Consider the following 21450-nt stretch of genomic DNA (forward strand, 5'->3'; position numbering starts at 1 on the left):
AACGTTGCTCCCAAGGGGTGCGAATGTGAGCGCCGGAACACCGGCTCATACTACGACAAGTCCCTGCGCATCAGAAGCGCATTCAGCTGTTCCCCGCCGGGTTGCAGATAATAGCGTTCGCGCCGCCCGACGGTCGCAAATCCGGCCCTTTCGTAGAGACGACGTGCCGGCCGGTTGTTCTCCTCGACTTCGAGGAACACCGTCCGCACGCCGCGGCCCGCCAAATGGCCCAGATGCGTCAAAAGCAGATCACGGGAAAATCCGCGGCCGCGATGATTTGGGTCAAGTGCGACCGATAAAATCTCAGCCTCGTCGGCGCCGATGCGCGAGACGATGAGGCCGACGGTACGGCGTCCCAGCCGCAGGCGGTGCACCAGCGTGTTGCGCTCCGCCAGCATCGCCTCGAATTCGCCTTCGCCCCAGCCGCGGTGGAATGATGCCGCATGGATCTGCGCGAGCCGCGTGGCATCGCGCTGCGAGGCAGCCTCGATCGCCGGCTTGCCGCCGCCGAACCACCGCGAAAGCCACGTCATCACGAAGCGGCCGTCTGCGCGGCCGCTTGCGGCATGTCCGCGGGGAGCTTGACGTCCGGGGCTCGCAGATAGAACGGCCGCGCCGGTGCTCGCTCCGGATCGGCCGCAGCTCCCAGCCAGGCGACCCAGGCAATGTCGGGAGCGGCTTGCATATCCACGCTGGCGGGGGCTTCGGCATCGGCAGGCCAGCGCGCGGCGAGGAGGCCGGCGGCATTGCCGACCAGATGCACCGCGCCAAGATGTGCAGCTGCAAGCGCGTCCTCAATCGGAGCCACTTGCGGTGCGACGAGCTCGTTGCCGCCGCCGCCCACGACCTGGAAATAGACCTGGTCATGGCGCGCATCGATCGCGGAGATCACAGGATGCGGGCTATCTTCGCTGACGATGGGGGCCGCGTAGGCCGACAATGTGGTGACGCCGACGACCGGCTTGTGGGCGGCCAGCGCAATCCCGCGCGCGGCCGACAGGCCGACCCGCAGTCCGGTGAAGCTGCCCGGACCGGTCGTGACTGCGATGCGATCGAGGGCGGCAAACGACACGCCCGATTGCCGCACGACGCGCGCGATCATGGGCATCAAAGCCTCGGCATGGCCGCGCTTCATCGGCTGCGATTCGTGCGCGCGCATCTCGCCCACGTCAGTGTCCAGCACTGCTGCGGCACAATGATCCAGCGCGGTATCGATGGCGAGAATCAACATCGTGTCGGTTTCGCGTATCGCGCCCGAGCCGTGCAGGGCTCTAACGGTAATAAAGTAAAGCTAGGCATTGGCGTCCAATAGAACGCGCGCAATATCGCACCTCGGTGTCTCCGAGGGAAGTCTAAATCGTTGAAAATACGGGGGATTAGGCAGGAATATTCAGGCGCCGGGGTGCTCGCGGGCGCTTGGTTGGCGAGCCAATAGCGAAGGACGAGTAGCGAATAGGTCCAAGCAATCTGGCCGATCGCTACTCCCTATTCGCCTATTCGCCGTTCGCGTCTCTCACATCGGGCGGACTTCGACCACTTCGGGCACGAAATGCCGCAGCAGGTTCTGGATACCGTGCTGCAAGGTGGCGGTCGATGACGGGCAGCCCGAGCAGGCGCCCTTCATGTTGAGATAAACGATGCCGTCCTTGAACCCGCGGAAGGTGATGTCGCCGCCGTCATTGGCCACAGCCGGGCGCACGCGCGTCTCGATCAGGTCCTTGATGATGTCGACCGTCTCGGCATCGGCTTCGTTGTAGAACTCGTCCTCTTCGTCGGCGAGGTCATCGCTCGCCGCGCTGCCATCGGCGAGCAGCGGCGCGCCCGACATGTAGTGCTCCATGATGGCGCCGAGGATCGCGGGCTTCAGATGCTGCCATTCACCGCCGTCCTTGGTCACGGTGATGAAGTCGGAACCATAGAACACGCCGGTGATGCTTTCGATCTCGAACAGGCGCGCGGCAAGCGGCGAGCGGGCCGCGGCTTCGCGGCTGTTGAATTCCATCGTACCGGTCTGGAGCACGATGCGCCCCGGGATGAACTTCAAGGTGGCGGGATTGGGAGTGGCTTCGGTCTGAATGAACATGATTTTCTCCGGCAGCGCCGGTTCAAGGCCGGCGTGTGGGCGTCGTTGTAACAGATGGCGTGCGCCGATGCACGGTCAAGCCGCGGGGGCGCCATTGCGGCTATGCCAGCGCGTCAATATCGGCATCCTTGAGGTCGCCGGGCACGATCAGCACCGGTATCGGGAACGTCCCCGCGATGTCCGTGACTTGCGTGATCAAGGGACCGGGCCCCTCCGCTCCCGAATTGGCGGCCAACATCAGAAGCGCGATATCGGCATCGGCCTCGATGGTGGCCAGGATCTGGTCGGTGGCGTCACCTTCGCGAACGACCCGTTCCGGCGCGGTCACGCCGATGCTACCTGCCAGCGCAGCGCCGCGATCCAATGCAGCATTCGCCTCTTCATGGGCCTCCGCGCGCATCAGGTCGGCGACCCCCAGCCATTGCTGGTTCTGGTCCTCGATCTCGATGATGCGCAGCATGACGATGCCGCCGCTGTTGCGGATCGCCCAGCGGCTCGCATAGCGCACCGCGCGATCCCATTCGGCGCTGTCATCGACGACGACCAGGCATTTCGGCGCGTGCCCGGTCTGATAGCTTTGCCGCTGCTGGGCCATGGAGGTTCCGCTTGCGCAGGCCAAACCAAGTCATGCTGCCACAACCGGCGCCATTTTGGGAGGCCCAGTCGTTCACCCCAGCGCGGCCGCGCGCCTTCAGCGCTTGCGGATGAAGCCGACGATGTCCCGGGTCATCGCCATCGTCTCAGCGGCAATCGCGGTCGCGCGCTCGGCGCCGTCGATCAGAACCGAATCGACATAGCCGGGATCCGCCGTGAGCCGCTTCATATCAGCCGCGATCGGGGCGAGCTTGGCAACGCAGAGCTCCACCAGCGCGTTCTTGAAGCTGGAGAACTGGCCGCCGCCGAACTCACGCAACACCTCCGCCTTGCTGCGGTTCGAGAGCGCTGCGTAGATGCCGACCAGATTGTCGGCCTCGGGCCGCGTCTCCAGGCCCTTCTCCTCGGTCGGCAACGGCTCCGGATCGGTCTTCGCCTTGCGGATCTTCTGCGCGATCATATCGGCATCATCCGTCAGGTTGATGCGTGAATAGTCCGACGCGTCCGACTTCGACATCTTCTTGGTGCCGTCGCGCAGCGACATCACCCGCGTCGCCGGCCCCGTGATGAACGGCTCCGGCTGCGGAAAGAACAAGCCGTCGCCAAAACCGTTGCTGCGAATGGAGTCGCCGAAGTCGTTGTTGAACTTCTGCGCGATGTCGCGCGCAAGCTCCAGATGCTGCTTCTGGTCCTCACCGACCGGCACGTGGGTGGCGCGATAGAGCAGGATGTCGGCCGCCATCAGCACCGGATAATCGTAGAGGCCGACCGACGCGTTCTCGCGATCCTTGCCGGCCTTCTCCTTGAACTGGGTCATCCGGTTCAGCCAGCCGATGCGCGCGACACAGTTGAAGATCCAGGCGAGCTCGGCATGGCCGGAGACCTGGCTCTGGTTGAAGACGATATGCTTCTTGGGATCGATGCCGGCGGCGATGAAGGCCGCGGTGACCTCGCGGGTCGCGCGCGGCAATCCCGTCGGGCCGCCCCACACATCGGTCGGCATCGTGATGGCATGCATGTCGACCACGCAATAGATGCAGTTGTGGGTCTCCTGCATCTTCACGAAGTTGACGATGGCGCCGAGATAATTGCCGAGATGCAGATTGCCGGTCGGCTGGACGCCCGAAAAAACCCGTTCCACGAAGGCCATGGTCGATATTCCCTGCAGAATTTGCAGCGTCGTTTGGCACGAGCGCCCTAAAGGTGCAAGTCGCGGCGCGGCTTTTGTCGGATCGCCTGCAGGGTTTCGCGCCAGCCGATGACGCCCAGCGCGACGAGGAGCAGGCCGTAGATGGCGATGCAGCCCGCGATCAGCGCGGTCACGAAAGCGGCCTGGGCGAGGGCGTGCTGCGGGGTGTCCGTGATCATGAGCATGGTCGCGAGCCAAAGCATCGCGCCCATGATCGCGGCGGCGAGCACGATGCGCGGCAGCCTGCGCCGTGAGGCGGGCTCGATCGCAAAGCCGAAGCTTGTGATACCGCGCCGGATCAGGACCAGCGTGTTGGCCCAGGCGCCGAGTGCAAGGCCTGCCGCGATCCCTGCTGCGCCCAGCACCTGTCCGAACAGAAAAGCGAGTGCGATCGCGACGCCGGAACCGATCAAGGTGGCGCGAAGCGGCGTCTGGGTGTCGTGGCGTGCAAAAAAAGCCGGCGAGAGCGCTTTCGCCAGCACCTGCGCCGGCAGCGCTGCCGCAAGCCACATCAGGATGCGCGCGGTGGCCGCGCCGTCCTCGCGGGTGAAGGCGCCGTGCTCGAACAACAGCCGCACGATCGGCTCGCTGAGCAGCATCAGGCCGAGCATTGCCGGCAGCGTCAGTCCGACCGCGAGCTCCAGGCCGCGCGATTGCGCCTGCGCCAGCGTTGACCTGTCGTCCGCATGGAAGGCGCGCGTCAGTTCAGGTACCAGCACGGTGCCCATCGCGACGCCGACGATGCCGAGCGGCAGCTCGATCAGACGATTGGCGTAGTAGAGCCAGGACACGGCCGAGGGCTGTGCCGAGGCGATGATTGCACCTGCGACGGCGAGCAATTGTGGCGATGCGCTTGCGACCATGCCAGGGAGTGCCTTGCCGAAAAAGGCGCGGAGCTCGGGATCGAGCGAGATGCGCAACGGCGTCGCGACGTCGCGGTCCCGGCGCAGCACGAGGATGAGGAGTTGCAGCAGTCCTGCAAGTCCGATGGTCGCCGCCAGGATCGACGCCGCAAATGCCGCATCGCCCTGCATGATGAGGAACGCGATCGTCACGCCGATCAGCGTGGCATTGAACAGCAGCGGCGCGAAAGCGGCGAGCGCAAAACGACGCTGCGCACTCGCCAGCGCAAGCAGCACCGTCGATGGCCCGGCAAAGGCGAGATAGGGCAGCATCAGCCTGGCGTCATCGACCGCGAGGCTCAACGTCTGCTGCCCGGCAAAGCCTGGCGTGAGCACGGTCATGACGATTGGCATCAGAAGTGCCAGCAGCATTGTGGCGGCGATGAGGCCGGCGCTGAAGGTGCCGAGCACGCGACCGGCGAAGGCAGCCGCAGCAGCGGCGCCCTTGTCCTGACGCAGCCGCAGCCAGGCCGGTACCAGCGCTGCGTTCAGTGCGCCTTCCGTGAGCAGCCTGCGGATGACGTTGACGAGCTGGAACGCCGCGAGAAAGGCATCGGCGACCGCTCCCGTGCCAAGCAGCGCCGCTATCAGCGCGTCCCTGACGAAGCCGAGCAGCCGCGAGGCCAGTGTCCCCGACACCACAGTGAGAAAAGACCGGATCATCGGGCTTCTATAGCAGCGCGGCTTGTGATAGGCCCCAGCCTTTCGCAACCGCCGTAGACGGGGCCGGTGGATGACTGACGCAAAATACGACGTTCTGGCGATCGGCAACGCCATTTTCGACGTGCTGGTGCAGACCGACGAAGGCTTCCTCGCCAAGCACGCCATGGCGAAGGGTAGCATGGCGCTGATCGACGAAGCCCGCGCAGCGGCGATCTATCGCGACATGGGCCCGGCGACCGAGATGTCCGGCGGGTCGGCCGCCAACACCATTGTAGGCCTGGCGAGCTTCGGCGCGCGCACCGCCTATATCGGCAAGGTCAAGGACGACCAGATCGGGCGGATGTATGCCCATGACATCCGCGCCGCCGGCGTGGCCTTCGACACCCTGCCGGCTACCGATGGTCCGGCCACCGGCTGCTCCTACATCCTGGTGACGCCGGATGGCGAGCGCACCATGAATACTTACCTCGGCGCTGCGCAGAAGCTGACGCCCGATGATATCGATGCCGGCCAGATCGCGGCCGCGCGCATCACCTATCTCGAAGGCTATCTGTGGGATCCGAAGGACGCCAAGGATGCCTTCGTGAAGGCCGCCACCATCGCGCATGATGCGGGACGTGAGGTCGCCTTGACCTTGTCGGATGCATTCTGCGTCGATCGCTATCGCGACGAGTTTCTGGAGCTGATGCGCGGCGGCACTGTTGATTTGGTTTTTGCCAACGAGGCGGAGCTGCATTCGCTGTATCAGACCTCGGATTTCGACGGTGCGCTGAAGCAGCTGCGCGAGGATGCCACGCTCGGCATCGTCACCCGCAGCGAGAAGGGCTGCGTCGTCGTCTCCAATGACGGTGTGATTTCGGTGCCGGCCTTTCCGATCGACACTCTGATCGACACCACAGGCGCCGGCGATCTGTTCGCGGCCGGCTTCCTGTTCGGCCTGGTGCGGAAGGCGGGCTATGAGAAGGCCGGCCGGCTCGGCGGGCTCGCGGCCGCCGAGGTGATCCAGCACATCGGTGCACGGCCGCAGGTGTCGCTGAAGCAGCTCGCCGAGCAGAACGGCCTGCCGGCTTAGCTTAGAATAACTCTAATCCCTGAATCTCGTCATGGCCGGGAGCCCGGCCATGACGATGTCCAAAGTTATGCCGCCTTCTGGCCGCCCGCGGCATCGAGCCCCGCATAAATGCCGCGCTCGAAGCCGGCAAAGGCTTCGAGGCACTGCCGGTCCGCAAACGGCAGCACCTGCATCAGGATCACGCCGGCGACGTCGCGCGCCGGATCGATCCAGTAGTAGGTGTTGGCGAGTCCCGCCCAGGCGAGGCTGCCGGCGCTGCGGCCTTCGGGCGTACGCGCCGTGTTGATCATGAAGCTGAGGCCCCATTTCTTGACGATGTCGGGATAGAGATCGACATCATTGGTCACGCCGGGCACGGCCGCAGTCATCTTCGTCATTTCAAGTTCGCCGATGTGGTTCTCGCACATCGCGCCGACGGTCTCGGGCTTGAGCACCTGATTGTCGTTGCCGCGACCCTTGTTAAGGATCATCTGCGTGAACTTGATGTAGTCGCCGGCAGTGCCATAGAGCCCGCCTCCGCCCATGTGGAATTCCGGCTCCTGCTCCATCTCGAACGGGATCGGCGCGAGCGCCCCATCCGGCCCGCGCGCATGCATGCCGACCAGCCGCTCCCGCTGCGATGCGCCGAGTTTGAATCCGGTGTCGCTCATCCCGAGCGGCGCGAACAGGTTCTCATGCAGATATCTGTCGAGCGTCTGGCCGCTCGTTGCCTCGACGGCCTTGCCGACGAAATCGATATTGCTGCCGTATTCCCAGCGTGTGCCCGGGTCGGATGCCAGCGGCGTCTTCAGCGCATCGTTCTTGCAGGTGATGATTCCCGGCAGACCGGTCTTTTCCAGGTAGGTGACCATGTCGCCGTTCCACATGTCGTAGCAGAAGCCGGCGGTGTGGGTCATGAGCTGGCGGAGCGTGATCTCCGTCTTTGCCGGCCGCAGCATCGGCTCGCCCTTGGCATCAAACCCTTCCAGCACTTGTGGCGCGGCAAGGTCGGGCAGCAGCTGGCCGATCGGCGCGTCCAATGACAGCCGCCCCTGTTCGACCAGCTGCATCGCGCCGGCACAGGTGATGGCCTTGGTCATCGAGGCGATCCAGAACACGCTGTCCGTGGTCATCGGATCCGCCTTGGCCAGGTCGCGCTTGCCGAACGCGCCCTGGTAGATCACCTCGCTCCCGCTGGCCGCCACCGCGACCACGCCGGGAATTGCGCTCGTATCGGTCTTCTGCCGCAACAGCCGATCGATCTCCGCCTGACCCTGCATAACTATCCTCCCGTTGTTTGTCTCAGCGGGAGGATTGTGATCTGGCCTGCCGAGGGCAGCAAGAACTCCAGGGCCGGCGACTGGTCGCGATGTCGTGATGTGCGGCCGCAAAAAGGCTGGCGGGGGACAACGCGGGCTCGGTCTTAGAAATCTCGGAGAATCATGGTTTATCCTCACCTTGATCTCAGGGGGCGCGCGGATGGCTCGAGCACCCGCATGGGCGCTATGCTCGCGCGCGGCTCTTGGGATCTTGCAGTTTGAAACTATTTTTGCGTCAAGGCGTTCAGCAGGCCGGCGTCCGGCCGCAGCAAAGATTTCGGCGGCATCACGGCCGCAAGGGGGCGATATGATCTCTACCTGGAGCGAGTGGAAGCGGTATCCGAGACCGGGCCGCGGCGACAATATCGAGGCGCCGATCACGCCCGGGATCTACGAAGTGCGGGTGGCGGCCACCGGTGCGCTCTATTCGTTCGGCGCAGTCGACAACGTCGCGCAGGCCCTGGCGCTGCTGCCGGTCGGCCAGAAGTCCTGGTTCGGGCGCCGCGACCCGGCGACGCTGCCTGATCTCGAATATCGCACCTGTGCAACCTCGACCAAGGCCGACGCCAAGGCTGCGGCGGAGCGGATGATCGGACGGCGCGAAACCTATCTGAGCGGCGCGGCCTGAGCCGGCAACCTGAACGTCTTGCATCGGCCATCGAGACTTAACCGAGCCCGGACTCTGTTCTTTCGTGGTGGGCTGGGGAGGTCTGCGCGTTTGCGCGGTGTATGACGACGTCACCGGCATATATAGTGGGCGGAACCTGCACCATGCGAGGAGACGTCCATGACCCCGACCGCCGCCGCACGCGCATCTCAGTCCTCTCAGCAGAGTTTGCGAGACCGCCTGAAGGATCCCTCGCTGCTGCGCGAGCAGTGCTATATCGATGGCGCCTGGGTCGGCACGCCGGTGTTCGCGGTCAACAATCCCGCGACCGGCGCCGAGCTGGCGAAGGTCTCGCAGCTCGGGCCTGAGGATGCGACGAAAGCAGTCGAAGCGGCCAACCGCGCCTTTCCTGCCTGGGCCAAGCTCACCGCGAAGCAGCGCTCCAATATCTTGCGCAAATGGTTCGAGCTGATCACAGCCAACCGCGAGGATCTGGCGCTGATCCTCACCTCCGAGCAGGGCAAGCCGCTGGCGGAAGCGCTCGGCGAAGTCGACATCGGCGCGGCCTATATCGAGTTCTTCGCCGAGGAGGCGCGGCGGGTCTATGGCGAGACCATTCCGACGCAAAAGCCCGATGCCCGGCTGCTCGCGATCAAGCAGCCGATCGGCGTCTGCGGCGCCATCACGCCGTGGAATTTCCCGAACTCGATGATCACGCGCAAGGTGTCGCCGGCGCTGGCCGCCGGCTGCACGGTCGTGCTCAAGCCGGCCAACGAGACCCCGCTCAGCGCGCTGGCATTGGTCGCCTTGGCCGAGAAGGCTGGCGTGCCGAAAGGCGTGTTCAACATCATCACTGGCGACGCGCCGCCGATCGGCAAGGTCCTGTGCGAGCATCCGGCGGTGCGCTTTGTCGGCTTCACCGGCTCGACCGAAGTCGGCAAGATCCTTTACCGACAGTCTGCAGGCACGGTGAAGAAGCTCGGCCTCGAGCTCGGCGGCAACGCCCCCTTCATCGTGTTCGATGACGCCGATGTCGACGCCGCGGTCGAAGGCGCGATCGTCTCGAAATACCGCAACATGGGCCAGACCTGCGTCTGCGCCAACCGCCTCTACGCGCAGGACAAGATCTACGACGCTTTCGTCGAGAAGCTCGCGGCCAAGGTGGCGGCGATGAAGATCGGCGACGGCACCGAGCCCGGCGTGGTGCAGGGACCGCTGATCAATGCGGAAGCGGTGGAGAAGGTCGAGCGCCACATCGCCGATGCGGTGGGCGGCGGTGCCAAGGTTGTCACCGGCGGCAACCGCTCCTCGCTCGGTCGCACCTTCTTCGAGCCGACCGTGCTGTCGAACGTGAAGGCCGATGCGCTGGTCGCGCGTGAAGAGACATTCGGCCCGCTGGCGCCGGTGATCCGCTTCAAGGACGAGGCGGATGTGATCGCGATGTGCAATGCCTCGCCGTTCGGTCTCGCATCCTACTTCTACGCCCGCGATCTCGGCCGGGTCTGGCGCGTAGCTGAGGCGCTAGAGTCCGGCATGGTCGGCGTCAACACCGGCCTGATCACCACCGAAGTCGCGCCGTTCGGCGGCGTGAAGGAAAGCGGCCTTGGTCGTGAAGGCTCACATCACGGCATCGAGGAATATCTCGAGATCAAATATGTGATGATGGCAGGGGTTTGAGGGCGATAGCGCCGTCTATGGCCGCTCCCACGAGAGCGCGGCTGATGAGCTAATGGGTCTCGTGTCATTTCTCGGCTTGACGGCCCTGCGGGGCCGAAGCTGCTTCGGCGCGGCTAAGGCCCGGCGTCCACGTCTTCTTTTCAAGGCTTGCAAAGACGTGGATCGTCGGGCCGAGCCCAGCTACGACACTAGGGCATAGATCAGGCATCCGGCGGAGAGAGCGCCCCATGAAATTCTACGACTGTGCCACGGCCCCCAGCCCTCGTCGCGTACGCATATTCCTTGCCGAGAAAGGTCTTGCCTTGCCGACCGTGCAGGTCGATCTGCGCAATGGCGAACAGTTCATGCCCGCCTTTCGCGCCCTGAATCCCGACTGCACGGTTCCGGTGCTCGAACTCGATAGCGGCGCTGCGATTACCGACATCATTGCGATATGCCGTTACCTCGAAGAGCTCCACCCTGAGCCCGCTCTGATGGGACGCAGCGCAGAGGAAAGAGCCCTCATCGAATGCTGGGTGCGGCGGATCGAGTGGGATGGAATTTACGCAGTCCAGGAAGCGTTTCGAAATGCCGCTCCCGGATTGAAGGGAAAAGCCCTGCCGGGCCCGCTGCCGCTCGAACAGATTCCGGCGCTGGCGGAGCGAGGACGTCTTCGGCTTCAGCATTTCTTTGCATGGCTCGACGGGCGTCTGGCTGACAATGCGTTCGTCTGTGGCCCGAACTTTACGATCGCGGACATCAGCGCCATGGTGACCGTCGATTTCGCGGCCCGGGCGAGGCTCGAACCGCCCGCGCATCTTCGCCATCTGCAAAGATGGTACCGAGAAGTTTCCATGCGCCCGAGCGCAAAAGTCTGATGGCAGGCATGTGAGCTCAGGCCAACGGCGGGAGCTTGGTCACCGGAACCATGTAGGACTTATTGCCGAACTGGTAGATGACATTGCCGTTCTTGCCGTCGTCGGTCGAGATCTGCGACTGGCCGAACATGATAACGTTCTTGTAGACGATCCCGGTCCCCTGGCGCGTGATGCCATCGGTGGTGACGCTGACTTGTGCCTCGTTGCCGCTGACGGAAAGCACGCGAAAGCTGGCGCTCTTGCCGTTGTCGGCCGAATAGCCGGCCCAGCTGCCGGTGAGGTTGCTCTGCTCGCCGGCGGGCGCCTGCTTCTCGAGGGTGGCGGTCGCCTTGCCGCCGCCGGCAGAGAACAGCAGCACCGCGGTCTTGCCGTTTTTTGTCCCGAGCGTGACATTGCCGAAGTCGATGGTTGCGCCATTGACCTTGCCGATGCCGCGCTCAGTGCGTCCGTTGTGGGTGTATTCAATTGTGGCCTGGGCGCCGCGGATGTTCACCACCTTGAAGCTGACGGCCTGATTGTTGGCGGTCCAACTGCCCTTCCATTCACCGAGCAGATTGCTCTGGTGATAGACCCGCTCCATGGCGGGAGAGATCTGGCTGGTGCTTTGAACGACGGTCATGTGCGCTGCAAAGACTTGAACGTCTTTTCCGGATGTTTCTGATTGTTTCAGAGTATTCAGGTAGGGCGACCTTAGTTAACGGCCGGTTAAACTTCTCGCCCAGCGACACTTCGCCGCGCGTAGCATGTGGGCGCCTCGGCTGCGCTCATGACGGCACGGCTGCGCACGCGGCGATGAGATGCTGCTGCGTGAGCTCAAGAACGGATGGGATTGGCGTGTAGCTCACGTGAAGGAGGTTGAGCGATCCATCGATGGTCGCGGCCGAGATTAGCCGCTCGCCTTCGTATCCCACCAGCAGCGCCGGCCCCCACAGAGCTTTCAGCGCAAACGGGCCGAACTCGGCCTTGAATGGAGCTGCGCCGAGATTGTTGATGCTGATCTTCTGCCCGCCTCTGCTTGCGAACAAATCGATCAGCTGCTGCAGGCCCGGACGTGTAGCCATCAGTTGTTCGGTGGAACTGAACGCCTGCGCGAGCTGCTCGATCGTGCGAGGCGGGACAAGATCCTCGCGGACGGCGCGGGCGGCCTGCCAGAAATCATCCGGATATTGACCCGGCTGCATCGTCAAGGCGGCGCCGCCAGCCAGTGGAGCAACCTCCTCGCCTGCGCCGAGCAGCGGTCTCATGTCGCTGGGCGAGATGATCGTGATCGGCGCATTCCGCAACTCGAGCGAAATCTGCCGCACGGCCATGACCGCCGCGGTGACGAGCGCGCAATGAACCGTGGTGCGCTCGACCCTGGCGCGCTTGCGCAGTTCCGCGGTGGTGGATGGGTTCAATGTCAGGCGGGCGATCTCAGGAGTTTCGCCGGCGAAGCTCCGGAAGATGTCCGGCTTCATGCGGGATGGCGGCGAAGCAGGCTCGGGCGCGGCGTCCAGCCCGCGAGCACCTCCATCTTTGAACAGCTGGCTGGTCAGCGAGGCGACCGGTGCCAACCGCTCGACCGATTGGCCCGATAGCACCAGGAGTACATCACGGACCGCAAACAGGATCGATTTGGCGTCCGCCACAGCGTGATGGATCGAGAGAATGAGCGTCGACCGATCGCTGCGATGGATCAACGCCGCTTTGGCCAGCGGCGCTTGATGCATGTCGAGGCGCGTCATGAGCTCCCGCTGCAGCTCCGAATCCCACGTCGACGGATCGCCCTCGGCAATGCGAAGCGTGATCGGCGCATCGGCGACATGATGAAACCAGAGCCTGCCGCGATCGTCCGCGACGATCTTGCCGCATAGGTTGGGGTGACGCCGCTGCACCGCTTGCAATGCACCTCGCCAGTCCTCGATCGTCGTCGGACCCACAACTTCCGCCACCATGGCCACATGGGCAGGATGGTTCTGATCCAGCAGCCACCAGAAAGCCTGGTCGGACCCGAGAGGGTGCGGTTCGATTACGTTGCTCATGGGCGAGAACTCTGACGGGGACTCTTCAGCTGGGTACGCTGCATGGCTTGGTCGTTCCGCGCGCCGCGGCCAGGAACGACAGCAGCGCGAGCGTCGAACACAACAGCATTGCGACCGTCGTCGACAGCAAGGTTCTTCCATCGAAGAAGATCGCGGCCAGCCCGCTGGACAACGAGCCCATCACCATCGCCAGACAATTGCCGGCCGCGCTGATCGTGCCCGATAGCTCCGGAAGCTGCTGCATCGAGCCCTGCATGATGCCAGGCCCGGCCCCGCCGACACTGAACGTCATTGCAACGAACAAGGAAACAGTGACGGCGATCGGCGTCCAACCGGCCAGCGTCATCGCGGTCAGGATCGTGGATCCCAGCACCACAATCGCAAGGCCGCCGGCGACGGTATACAGCGAGGCGATCCCCTGCGCGGCCAGCCGGCTGTCGAGAACGGCGCCAGCGGCGCTGGCCAGCGAAGTCAACCCGAAGATCAGGCTGAACTGATTAGGACTCATCCCCGCAGCCTTGATGAAGAAGAGTGCGGAGCCCGTCGCATAGGCCCCGACGGCGCCAAACGATGTCGCGCTCGCCAGCAGATAGGAGCGGCAGGCCGGATGGGACAACACGCGACCATAGTCCTTGATCATCGCCAGGATGCGGAGCCGGCCCGGCTGGCGGCTCTTGGAGCCCTCGTGAAGGCCAAGCCAGACACCAACCAGCAACAGCATCCCCAATGTAGCGAGTCCCACATATATCGTTCGCCAGCCGGCAAGCGCGAGCACGGCGGCACCGGCGATCGGAGCCGCGATGGGCGACACGTAGATCGCGACGACGATGGTGGAGAGCTTTTGCCGGAACACGCTATCGTCATAGACGTCACGGGCCATCGCCATGGCGAGCGCCATGGCCGCTGCTCCCAGACCCGCGATCACCCGGCATCCCAACAGGATCGGAAGCGATGGCGCCAGCGCGCAGCCGATGCTGGCCAAGATGAAGACGACGCATCCGATCAGGATGATCGGCTTGCGGCCATATCGATCGGAGATTGGCCCGTAGACCAGCGGTGCTATGCCGAAGCTCGCCATGTAGCTGCTGATGGCGAGGCTCGCGCCATGTGCGGAAGCGCCAAGCGAAGCCGCGGTGTCGGCGAGCGCCGGCAACGCCATGTCGACTCCAAAGCCGGGCAGACTCGCCATGAAGCCGAGTAGCAGAATCGATGGCGCCGGAGCGACGGACTTATGCAACGCAGTGCCCCGTAAAAGCATCCGGAAACTCCGCAGGCTTCATCCTGGCGGACCGATCGGCACGATGGTCCCGAGCATCGACAGTGATCATCCGAGTGAAGCTGTCAGCCGCGTATTTCGGTTCGGTCTCCATTCGCGGATATTGCGTTGCATCCGTAACCATGCGCGCTGCGTGTTACGGCTGCAGCCATTTGTCTGCTGCGCGGTAGCCGAGATGTAATCGTCTGCAGCCAGCCTTCTCGCCTCGCGTGATTGGTCGGAATGGCTTGGCCCGGACCGGCGACTCGGTCACGTCAACGCACCGGAGGCCGCCATGAAAGCTCTGCTCGTTTCTACGCCAGCGATGGGTCATCTTCACCCTCTGCTGGGTGTCGGACGCATCCTGATATCCGGGGGGCATGAGGTCGTAGGCCTGTCGTCCAGCTTCCTGCAGGATCGTATCGAGAGCATCGGCGCGCGGTTTCGCAGCTTCCTGCCGGCCGCCGATATCGATACGAGGGATGTGTCGACCCTGTTTCCTGAACTGCTGCAGCTCTCGCCGGGACCCGATATGTTGCGTTTCATCCTGGAGCGCCCGTTCCTCGGATTCATGCTGCCGCAATATGAGAGCATCAAGCAGACGCTGCGGGACTTCCCCGCCGATGTCATCCTCGGCGACCATCTGATGTGCGGGGTTCTGCCGCTGCTGCTCGGCCCTCGCGCGCAACGGCCGCCGATCGTGCTGCTGGGAACGACCTATCTGATCTCAGCTCGTGACGATGGTGCACCGGGCGATGCCGGTGCGCCTCTCGCGACCAGTGATCAGCAACGGTCGGACTACGACGCGCTTGCACGGAAATACGATGAGATGGTGTTTGGGCCGGTGGGCGACAGGCTCAACGAATATCTCGGCAAAATCGGTGTCGCGCCGCTGCATATGAATCTGTATGACGCGATGGTCGAGCTGCCGGATGCCTATCTGCAGCTCACCGTGCCGAGCTTCGAATTCCCGCGCCGCCAGCTTCCGTCATCGGTCCGGTTCGTCGGTCCGCTGCCGATCACGCCCAATCAGGCGCCGGTGCCGTCCTGGGCGCACGAGCTGGACGGGTCGCGCAAGGTGGTGCTCGTGACCCAGGGCACCTTGACCAATCATGATTTCAGCGAGCTGCTGCTGCCGACGCTCGCAGCGCTCGCCGATCAGCCCGACATCCTGGTAATGTTGACCACGGGCGGCCGTTCACGCGATGCGCTGCCTGACCAGTTGCCTGCGAACGTCCGCGTCGCCGAATATCTGCCGTTCGAATGGGCGATGTCCAAGATCGACGCGTTCGTGACCAATGGCGGCTATGGCAGTCTCAACCAGGCCCTGAGCTTCGGCGTGCCGGTCGTGACCGCGGGCACTGTGGCCGATCGCGGCGACGTTGGCGCGCGTGTTGCCTGGTCGGGCGTCGGCATCAATCTCGCCACCAACACGCCGACATCAGACGCGCTGCGTTCGGCGGTCCGCAGGGTCCTCGACGAGCCGGCCTATCGCAACAAGGCGGCCGCGTTCGCAAACGAGGCGCAGCGCATCGATACCAGGTCGGAAGTGCTTCAAATTCTCGATCGGCTCGTATCGTCCGGGCGGCAGCAGCAGGTCGTCCGCAGCGGCGCCCGGCGCAAAACGGCGGAAGCCGGGTGAACACAACGGCGCTCGGCGCGCGCGGTCCGGGGCTAAGTCCCACGCCGGAGGAGGAGATACGTTGCCTCGGAGAGCGGCTCGCTATCGCCGCAGCACGGCGATGGTGCGGTTGGCAAAGTTCAGCCGCTCGGCCATCACGGTGACGAAATAGATCAGGAGCTTCTGTCCCAGTGTCGGCTGGTTGCGGGTGATGGCATCGAATTGCCCCGTGGTCAGGACATACAGCACGCTGTCGGCCTCGGCCTGGATCGTGGCGCTGCGCGGCGCGTGCGCGACCAGCCCCATCTCGCCGATCGTGGTATAGCGCCCGAGGCTGCGCACCCGGGTGGTGCCGCCATGCTCAGCCGGGATCATCACCCCGACGCGCCCCTCGAGGATGAAGTGCATCGAGGACGCGGCATCGCCGGCGCGCACGATCGTGCTGCCGGCGGCCACTTCCAGCCGCTCGCAGTGATGCATCAGTTCTGCGGCTTCGTCGTGGCTTCCCAGAATCTGGCCGAACCAGTCGCGCAAATCCGCCTCGTCCTGCTCGCGCCCGCGATGCCGCGCGATGATCGCGTTCTCACACCGTTCGAGTCCGTGATCGAGCTCGGGGGCGATGGAGACGTCGGCGGTAATGAATTCGCTGGCCCGCAGCGCCCGCTCGACTGCCGGCGACAGATGCACCAGCACCAGCTTGATGCCGCGCTCCTGCGCGACCCGCTTGATCTGGGCAAAGCTGTAGGCGGCCGAGGAATCGATTCCCGTCACCAGCTTGAAGTCGAACACGAGGAATCGGCATTCAGTCCGGCGCATCAGCAGCGCCTTGACGTGCTGATACAACCGATTGGCGGAGCCGAAGAACAGATAGCTCTGCAGATTGAGCCCCTGGATCTCGCTGCCATGCGTGGCAAGCAGCGCCTGATCGTCACGCGAGCGATCCAGCGAGGAACGATATTCAGTGCCGTCGAAGCTGTACTTGATAGGATTGATGCGCGAAGCGCTGAGCGCAAATGCCATGCATCCGATCAGGACGCCACTCAGAACACCGGCGATGAAGCCCCATTGCAGGATGATCAGGATGATCGCGAGCAGCGAGACATATTCGGTGCGTGACAATCGGCGCCGCGACTGCACAGCCCATCGGTGCAGCGTATCGGCGCCGAGATAGAGCAGCAGGCCGCCGAGCACGAATTTTGGCATGTAACCAAGCAGCGGCGGCGCGAATGCCAGCATCAGCACCGAGATGGCGGCGACCATCGCGCCGGACAGGCGCCCGCTGCCACCAGCCTTGACGTTCAGGATCGTGCGGCTGATCGAGACACAGCCGGTGTAGCCGCCAAGTGCACCCGTGATCAGGTTGGCGATCCCGGTAACGGTGAGCTCGCGCTCGATCTCGGCCTCGCGATGGGTCGCGACCTCGATCCCAGCCGTATTGAACAGCGTGCTTGCCGCAGTGACGAAGGTGACCGCGATCAGGTCGCCGGACATGTCGGGCAAGGTTCGCCACGGGTACTGGCCGAGATCATGCAGGTTCCAGCTCCAGACCAGCGAGACGTGCGGGGGCGGCTGGAAGGTCCAACCCAGCGCCTGCGCGTCCATCGGCGAGATGCCGGCAAGCCAGAACGCGACGTGCGCGGCCAGGGTGGCCGCGATTAGGATGACCGGAAGCGCGAACGGATTGCGCGAGCGGTGCCAGGTCGAATAGAGCAGGAGGGCCATGGCGCAGGCGGCCGCAAGCTCATAGCCGGTCTGCGGATTGGCGAACAAGCCGAGCGATGCCAGTTGCAACCGCTGGCCGGTGATCACCCTGATGGCGCCGAACACGATCAAAGCGCCGGTGGCACCGAGGAAACCGCCGACCACGGGATAGGGCACATAGCGGATCGCGCGCCCGAGTCGGGTCATGCCGCAGCCGCAGAGAATGGCGCCGGTGGCGATGCTGGTCAGGCCGAAAGTGATGACAACAGGTGCGAACACGGGTGCGCTCGGATCGACTGCGACGATACGGTCGACGAGCGACGAAGCCAGGATCGCAGTCACGGCGGCCGTCGAGCTCTCGGGCGCGCCGATCGCAAACGGCAATGAGCTGCCGAGCGCCAGGACGATCGCCACCGCCGCCGAGACGATGAAGGTGATGCCGAGTCCCTGGCCAAGATAGGGCGCCAGCGGGCCGGCGAAGATCAGGAGCGCGTAGGAGAGGCCGTAGGTGATGGTCAGAACACTGGCGGCCAACCCGCCGAACACGTCGTCAAATCCCCGCCGCGGCGCCGGATTGGCGTCGACCGATAAACTCGTCATGCTGAAAATGCCCTCAACAACCCCGGCCGCAGTGGTAGCGACCGAAAGATGACGCACAAATTGCAGTTTTATGACAAATGCAGATTGGCCTGGGAGATCAGACCAGAAGCTTTGGGAAGCGCCGCTCGCCGGCTCAGATCGCAAGCTCCCTGCCGGTGACCCGCCGGTAGGCTTCGAGATAGCGCTTGCTGGTCGCGTCGACCACGCTTTGCGGCAGGGGCGGCGGAGGTGCCTCGCCGTTCCAGCGGCCGGCGCGGCGTTCGGCATCGAGATAGTCGCGCAGCGGCTGCTTGTCGAAGCTCGGTTGCGGCTGGCCCGGCTGATAGGCGTCGACCGCCCAGAAGCGCGAGGAATCCGGCGTCATGACCTCGTCGATCAGGATGATGCGGCCGTCCCGGTCGCGACCGAACTCGAACTTGGTGTCCGCGATGATGATGCCCTGGTCGCGGGCGAGTTTTTCGCCCAGCGTATAGACCGCCCGCGTCATGCTTTCGAGCTGATAAGCAACGTCGTCGCCGACCACCTCGCGCATCCGCGCGATGGTGATGTTCTCGTCATGACCGGTCTCGGCCTTGGTGGCCGGGCTGAAGATCGCGGGTTCGAGCATCTCACTCTCGACCAGGCCCGAGGCGAGCTTCTCGCCGGCGAGCGTGCCTTGGGTCGCATATTCCTTCCAGGCCGAGCCCGAGAGATAGCCGCGAATCACGCATTCGATCGGGAACACGGTGGTGCGCTTGCACAGCATGGCGCGGCCCCGGATCTCGTCCCGGTGGTCTTTCAGCGCCGGCACCTCGGCGATGATCTGGTCGGTGTCGGCGGTGATCATGTGATGCGGCACCACGCCTTCGAGCTCATTGAACCAGAAGGCAGAGATCTGGGTCAGCACCGCGCCCTTCATCGGAATGGTCTCGGCCATGACGACGTCGAAGGCCGAGATGCGGTCGGTGGTGAGCAGCAGCACGCGGTCCTCGCCGACGGCATAGATATCGCGGACCTTGCCACGTCCGAGCTTGGGAAGCGGCAGATTGCTGGCGAGAAGCGTGGTCATCATACGTAGCTTTCGGTCGGGGAGCGCTGTGCTCCCTTTAGCCTATTCCGGCAGTGGAATGAACTCGTGCTCCTGCGGCACGGGCGCGAAGCGGCCAGTTTTCCAGTCCTGCTTGGCCTGTTCGATCCGCTCCTTGCTCGAGGAGACGAAATTCCACCAGATGTGGCGCGGGCCCTCCAGCGCATCCCCGCCTAAGAACATCATCCGGGCCGGCGTGATCGTGCGCACCGTGATGGCGTCGCCGGGACGGAAGATCAGCAGCCGCGGTCCCGCGTAGCGCTCGCGCGCGATCTCGATCTCGCCGTCGACCAGATAGATCGCGCGCTCCTCATGATCGGGATCGAGCGGCACGCTGGTGCCGGCCTGCGCTGTCACCTCGACATAGAACCAGGGCGACACCATCGACACCGGCGAGCTCTTGCCAAACGCCTTGCCCGCGATCACGCGCGCGGCGAAGCCGGTGTCCTGCACGGTAGGCAGGGCATCGGCGGCATAGTGCTGGAAGTTCGGTGCGATCTCCTCGGCCTCCACGGGCAGCGCGATCCAGCTCTGGAGTCCCAGCATGTTCTGGCCGTTCTGCCGCTGCAGGTCCGGGGTGCGCTCGGAATGGGCGATGCCGCGGCCGGCGGTCATCAGGTTCATTGCGCCGGGCTGGATTTCCTGGATGTTGCCCTCGCTGTCGCGATGCATGATCGCGCCGTCGAACAGATAGGTGACGGTGGCAAGCCCGATATGCGGATGCGGTCGCACATCCATGCCCTTGCCGGACAGGAACTGCACCGGGCCGAAATGATCGAAGAAGATGAACGGCCCGACCATTTGCCGCTGGCCATGCGGCAGCGCGCGGCGCACGGCAAAGCCGTCACCGAGATCGCGGGTGCGTGGCACGATCACGAGCTCCAGCGCATCGCAGCTGAGGGGATCGCCGAGCACGGGATCGTTCGATGGTTGCCAGCTCATGGAATCCTCCTGAGATATGATGGGGTGAGCTTAGCAGCTTTACATGGCCACCGGCAGGGCATCGCGTCGCGGCGGCATAGCGGCGATTTGAATGGATGGACGCCCTGACCTAGAGTTCCACGGCTGAAAAATGGACACGCATTGATGCCGCTCGAAAGCCTCGATCTTGCGCTCCGCGCCGCAGCGATTGCGCTGCTCGCAGTGGTCGCCGTGTCACTGTGGCGCGATCTCGGCAGGCAGGTGGTCGGACGGCTCGCGATCGCCCTGGCGCTGGGATCGGCCGCGCATGCAGCGACCCTCGACATCGGCACCGCGGCGGCGCCGTCGCTCCCCTTCAAGCCGTTGATCGCGCTGGCGACAGCTGACATCGTGGTCCTCTGGCTATTCTGCCGAGCGCTGTTCGATGATGGTTTTGCGCTGCGCTGGCCGCATCTCCTGATCTGGCTTGCGACCTTCGGCTTCAGCCTGATCAGCTGTCTCGTGCTGGTTCCTGCCGGTCACGCGCGGCTCGTCATCGTCGCGAACAATCTGCTGGCGCTCGGCTTCGTCGCTCTCACGCTGGCGCAGACCATCCGCACCTGGTCGGCTGACCTCGTCGAAGGGCGGCGGCGGGTTCGCGCCTTTGTCATGATCGCGGCGGTGGCCTACGGCGGCGTCAACGCGCTGCTGCAGATCGCTGCCGCCGGCAGCGGTCCGTCGGAGCTTGCCAATGTGGTCAACGCGGGGATGTTTCTGATCGTGGTTGCTGCCTTCGCGCTGATGTTGCTCCAGGTCAGGGCGGGCGACGTGTTCGCGCCGGAAGCGCCGTCGGCCGCGGTGGCGGAAGCCGCGATCCCGAATCTCGCCGAGCGCAAGCTGGTCGACGCGCTGATGCGGCTGATGGCCGATGAGCGCATCTATCGCCAGGAGAATGTCACGATCGGGACGCTGGCGACCCGGCTCGCCATCCCGGAATACCGGCTGCGGCGGCTGATCAACCAGCGGCTCGGCTACCGCAACTTCAACGCCTTCCTGAACAATCACCGGATCGAGGAGGCCAAGGCGGCGCTCGCCGATCCGGCGCAGGCCGATGTGCCGGTGACGACCATCGCGCTGGATGCCGGCTTCCAGTCGCTCGGCCCGTTCAATCGTGCCTTCAAGGCCGTGACGGGCCTGACGCCGACCGAATACCGGCGGCTGAAGGTTTCGGCGGCCTGATCGGCCGGTCATTGAAATCATGAGCAGATTCCAGAATCGGCTGGCGCCTTGAGGGTTTTGGCCAGCTCGATTTCGACTGCGGCGAGCGGGCCTCGCCGTGTCCGG

19 protein-coding genes are annotated in these 21450 nt (G+C 64.4%); 6 read left to right on the forward strand and 13 right to left on the reverse strand.

Going from position 1 to position 21450, the window contains the following annotated elements; translation table 11 throughout:
- Positions 1 to 50: 50 nt before the first annotated feature.
- From rimI to murJ, 6 genes are all read right to left on the reverse strand, one after another.
- A complete protein-coding gene (rimI, locus tag ACQR1W_RS11400) occupies positions 51 to 533 on the reverse strand; it encodes a ribosomal protein S18-alanine N-acetyltransferase (protein ID WP_008969232.1) in 483 nt (160 codons plus the stop codon).
- A complete protein-coding gene (gene tsaB, locus ACQR1W_RS11405) occupies positions 533 to 1231 on the reverse strand; it encodes a tRNA (adenosine(37)-N6)-threonylcarbamoyltransferase complex dimerization subunit type 1 TsaB (protein ID WP_434850848.1) in 699 nt (232 codons plus the stop codon). Before tsaB ends, rimI begins: the two co-directional genes overlap by 1 nt.
- Positions 1232 to 1513: 282 nt before the next feature.
- Complete coding sequence (locus tag ACQR1W_RS11410; protein WP_434850849.1) at positions 1514 to 2083, reverse strand: NifU family protein; 570 nt, start codon at positions 2081 to 2083, stop codon at positions 1514 to 1516.
- Positions 2084 to 2183: 100 nt separating this feature from the next.
- Positions 2184 to 2678 carry a universal stress protein gene (locus tag ACQR1W_RS11415; protein WP_434850850.1) on the reverse strand — a complete coding sequence of 165 codons (495 nt, stop codon included), beginning with the start codon at positions 2676 to 2678 and terminating at the stop codon, positions 2184 to 2186.
- Between the two features lie 96 nt (positions 2679 to 2774).
- On the reverse strand, positions 2775 to 3827 hold the full coding sequence (trpS, locus tag ACQR1W_RS11420) for a tryptophan--tRNA ligase (RefSeq protein ID WP_434850851.1): 1053 nt from the start codon (positions 3825 to 3827) through the stop codon (positions 2775 to 2777).
- A gap of 47 nt (positions 3828 to 3874) precedes the next feature.
- On the reverse strand, positions 3875 to 5431 hold the full coding sequence (murJ, locus tag ACQR1W_RS11425) for a murein biosynthesis integral membrane protein MurJ (protein ID WP_434850852.1): 1557 nt from the start codon (positions 5429 to 5431) through the stop codon (positions 3875 to 3877).
- 70 nt (positions 5432 to 5501) lie between these two features.
- On the opposite strand from murJ, the gene ACQR1W_RS11430 reads away from it, so the two are divergent.
- Positions 5502 to 6503, forward strand: a complete 1002-nt coding sequence (locus ACQR1W_RS11430) for an adenosine kinase (RefSeq protein ID WP_434850853.1) — start codon at positions 5502 to 5504, stop codon at positions 6501 to 6503.
- 65 nt (positions 6504 to 6568) lie between these two features.
- Here ACQR1W_RS11430 and ACQR1W_RS11435 read toward each other — a convergent pair whose 3' ends face one another.
- A complete protein-coding gene (locus ACQR1W_RS11435) occupies positions 6569 to 7762 on the reverse strand; it encodes a serine hydrolase domain-containing protein (RefSeq protein WP_434850854.1) in 1194 nt (397 codons plus the stop codon).
- A gap of 346 nt (positions 7763 to 8108) precedes the next feature.
- On the opposite strand from ACQR1W_RS11435, the gene ACQR1W_RS11440 reads away from it, so the two are divergent.
- The 3 genes from ACQR1W_RS11440 to ACQR1W_RS11450 all read left to right on the forward strand — a co-directional run bounded on the left by ACQR1W_RS11440 (position 8109) and on the right by ACQR1W_RS11450 (position 10942).
- Entirely contained in the window at positions 8109 to 8429 is a 321-nt protein-coding gene (locus tag ACQR1W_RS11440; RefSeq protein WP_008969240.1) for a hypothetical protein, read from the forward strand.
- Positions 8430 to 8588: 159 nt separating this feature from the next.
- A complete protein-coding gene (locus tag ACQR1W_RS11445) occupies positions 8589 to 10085 on the forward strand; it encodes an NAD-dependent succinate-semialdehyde dehydrogenase (RefSeq protein ID WP_434850855.1) in 1497 nt (498 codons plus the stop codon).
- A gap of 227 nt (positions 10086 to 10312) precedes the next feature.
- Positions 10313 to 10942 (forward strand): glutathione S-transferase family protein, encoded by a 630-nt coding sequence (locus ACQR1W_RS11450; RefSeq protein WP_434850856.1) that lies wholly within the window; start codon positions 10313 to 10315, stop codon positions 10940 to 10942.
- 16 nt (positions 10943 to 10958) lie between these two features.
- Here the strand turns inward: ACQR1W_RS11450 and ACQR1W_RS11455 are convergent, their stop codons facing one another.
- The 3 genes from ACQR1W_RS11455 to ACQR1W_RS11465 all read right to left on the reverse strand — a co-directional run bounded on the left by ACQR1W_RS11455 (position 10959) and on the right by ACQR1W_RS11465 (position 14200).
- The gene (locus tag ACQR1W_RS11455; RefSeq protein WP_434850857.1) at positions 10959 to 11561 is read right to left on the reverse strand and encodes a hypothetical protein; all 603 of its coding nucleotides are present in this window, start codon (positions 11559 to 11561) and stop codon (positions 10959 to 10961) included.
- Positions 11562 to 11706: 145 nt separating this feature from the next.
- On the reverse strand, positions 11707 to 12963 hold the full coding sequence (locus ACQR1W_RS11460; RefSeq protein ID WP_434850858.1) for a condensation domain-containing protein: 1257 nt from the start codon (positions 12961 to 12963) through the stop codon (positions 11707 to 11709).
- Between the two features lie 25 nt (positions 12964 to 12988).
- Positions 12989 to 14200 carry a Bcr/CflA family efflux MFS transporter gene (locus ACQR1W_RS11465; RefSeq protein ID WP_434850859.1) on the reverse strand — a complete coding sequence of 404 codons (1212 nt, stop codon included), beginning with the start codon at positions 14198 to 14200 and terminating at the stop codon, positions 12989 to 12991.
- Between the two features lie 313 nt (positions 14201 to 14513).
- On the opposite strand from ACQR1W_RS11465, the gene ACQR1W_RS11470 reads away from it, so the two are divergent.
- Entirely contained in the window at positions 14514 to 15860 is a 1347-nt protein-coding gene (locus ACQR1W_RS11470) for a glycosyltransferase (protein WP_434850860.1), read from the forward strand.
- A gap of 81 nt (positions 15861 to 15941) precedes the next feature.
- Here the strand turns inward: ACQR1W_RS11470 and ACQR1W_RS11475 are convergent, their stop codons facing one another.
- The 3 genes from ACQR1W_RS11475 to ACQR1W_RS11485 all read right to left on the reverse strand — a co-directional run bounded on the left by ACQR1W_RS11475 (position 15942) and on the right by ACQR1W_RS11485 (position 20148).
- On the reverse strand, positions 15942 to 18140 hold the full coding sequence (locus ACQR1W_RS11475; RefSeq protein WP_434850861.1) for an SLC26A/SulP transporter family protein: 2199 nt from the start codon (positions 18138 to 18140) through the stop codon (positions 15942 to 15944).
- Between the two features lie 133 nt (positions 18141 to 18273).
- Positions 18274 to 19188, reverse strand: a complete 915-nt coding sequence (locus ACQR1W_RS11480) for a phosphoribosylaminoimidazolesuccinocarboxamide synthase (RefSeq protein ID WP_434851151.1) — start codon at positions 19186 to 19188, stop codon at positions 18274 to 18276.
- A 42-nt stretch (positions 19189 to 19230) separates the two neighbouring features.
- Complete coding sequence (locus tag ACQR1W_RS11485) at positions 19231 to 20148, reverse strand: pirin family protein (RefSeq protein WP_008971039.1); 918 nt, start codon at positions 20146 to 20148, stop codon at positions 19231 to 19233.
- Between the two features lie 144 nt (positions 20149 to 20292).
- Here ACQR1W_RS11485 and ACQR1W_RS11490 point away from each other — a divergent pair, with 144 nt between their 5' ends.
- Complete coding sequence (locus tag ACQR1W_RS11490) at positions 20293 to 21345, forward strand: helix-turn-helix domain-containing protein (RefSeq protein WP_434850862.1); 1053 nt, start codon at positions 20293 to 20295, stop codon at positions 21343 to 21345.
- Positions 21346 to 21450 lie beyond the last annotated feature (105 nt).

The sequence above is a fragment of the Bradyrhizobium sp. HKCCYLS1011 genome (assembly GCF_051167795.1).
Classification (GTDB): domain Bacteria; phylum Pseudomonadota; class Alphaproteobacteria; order Rhizobiales; family Xanthobacteraceae; genus Bradyrhizobium.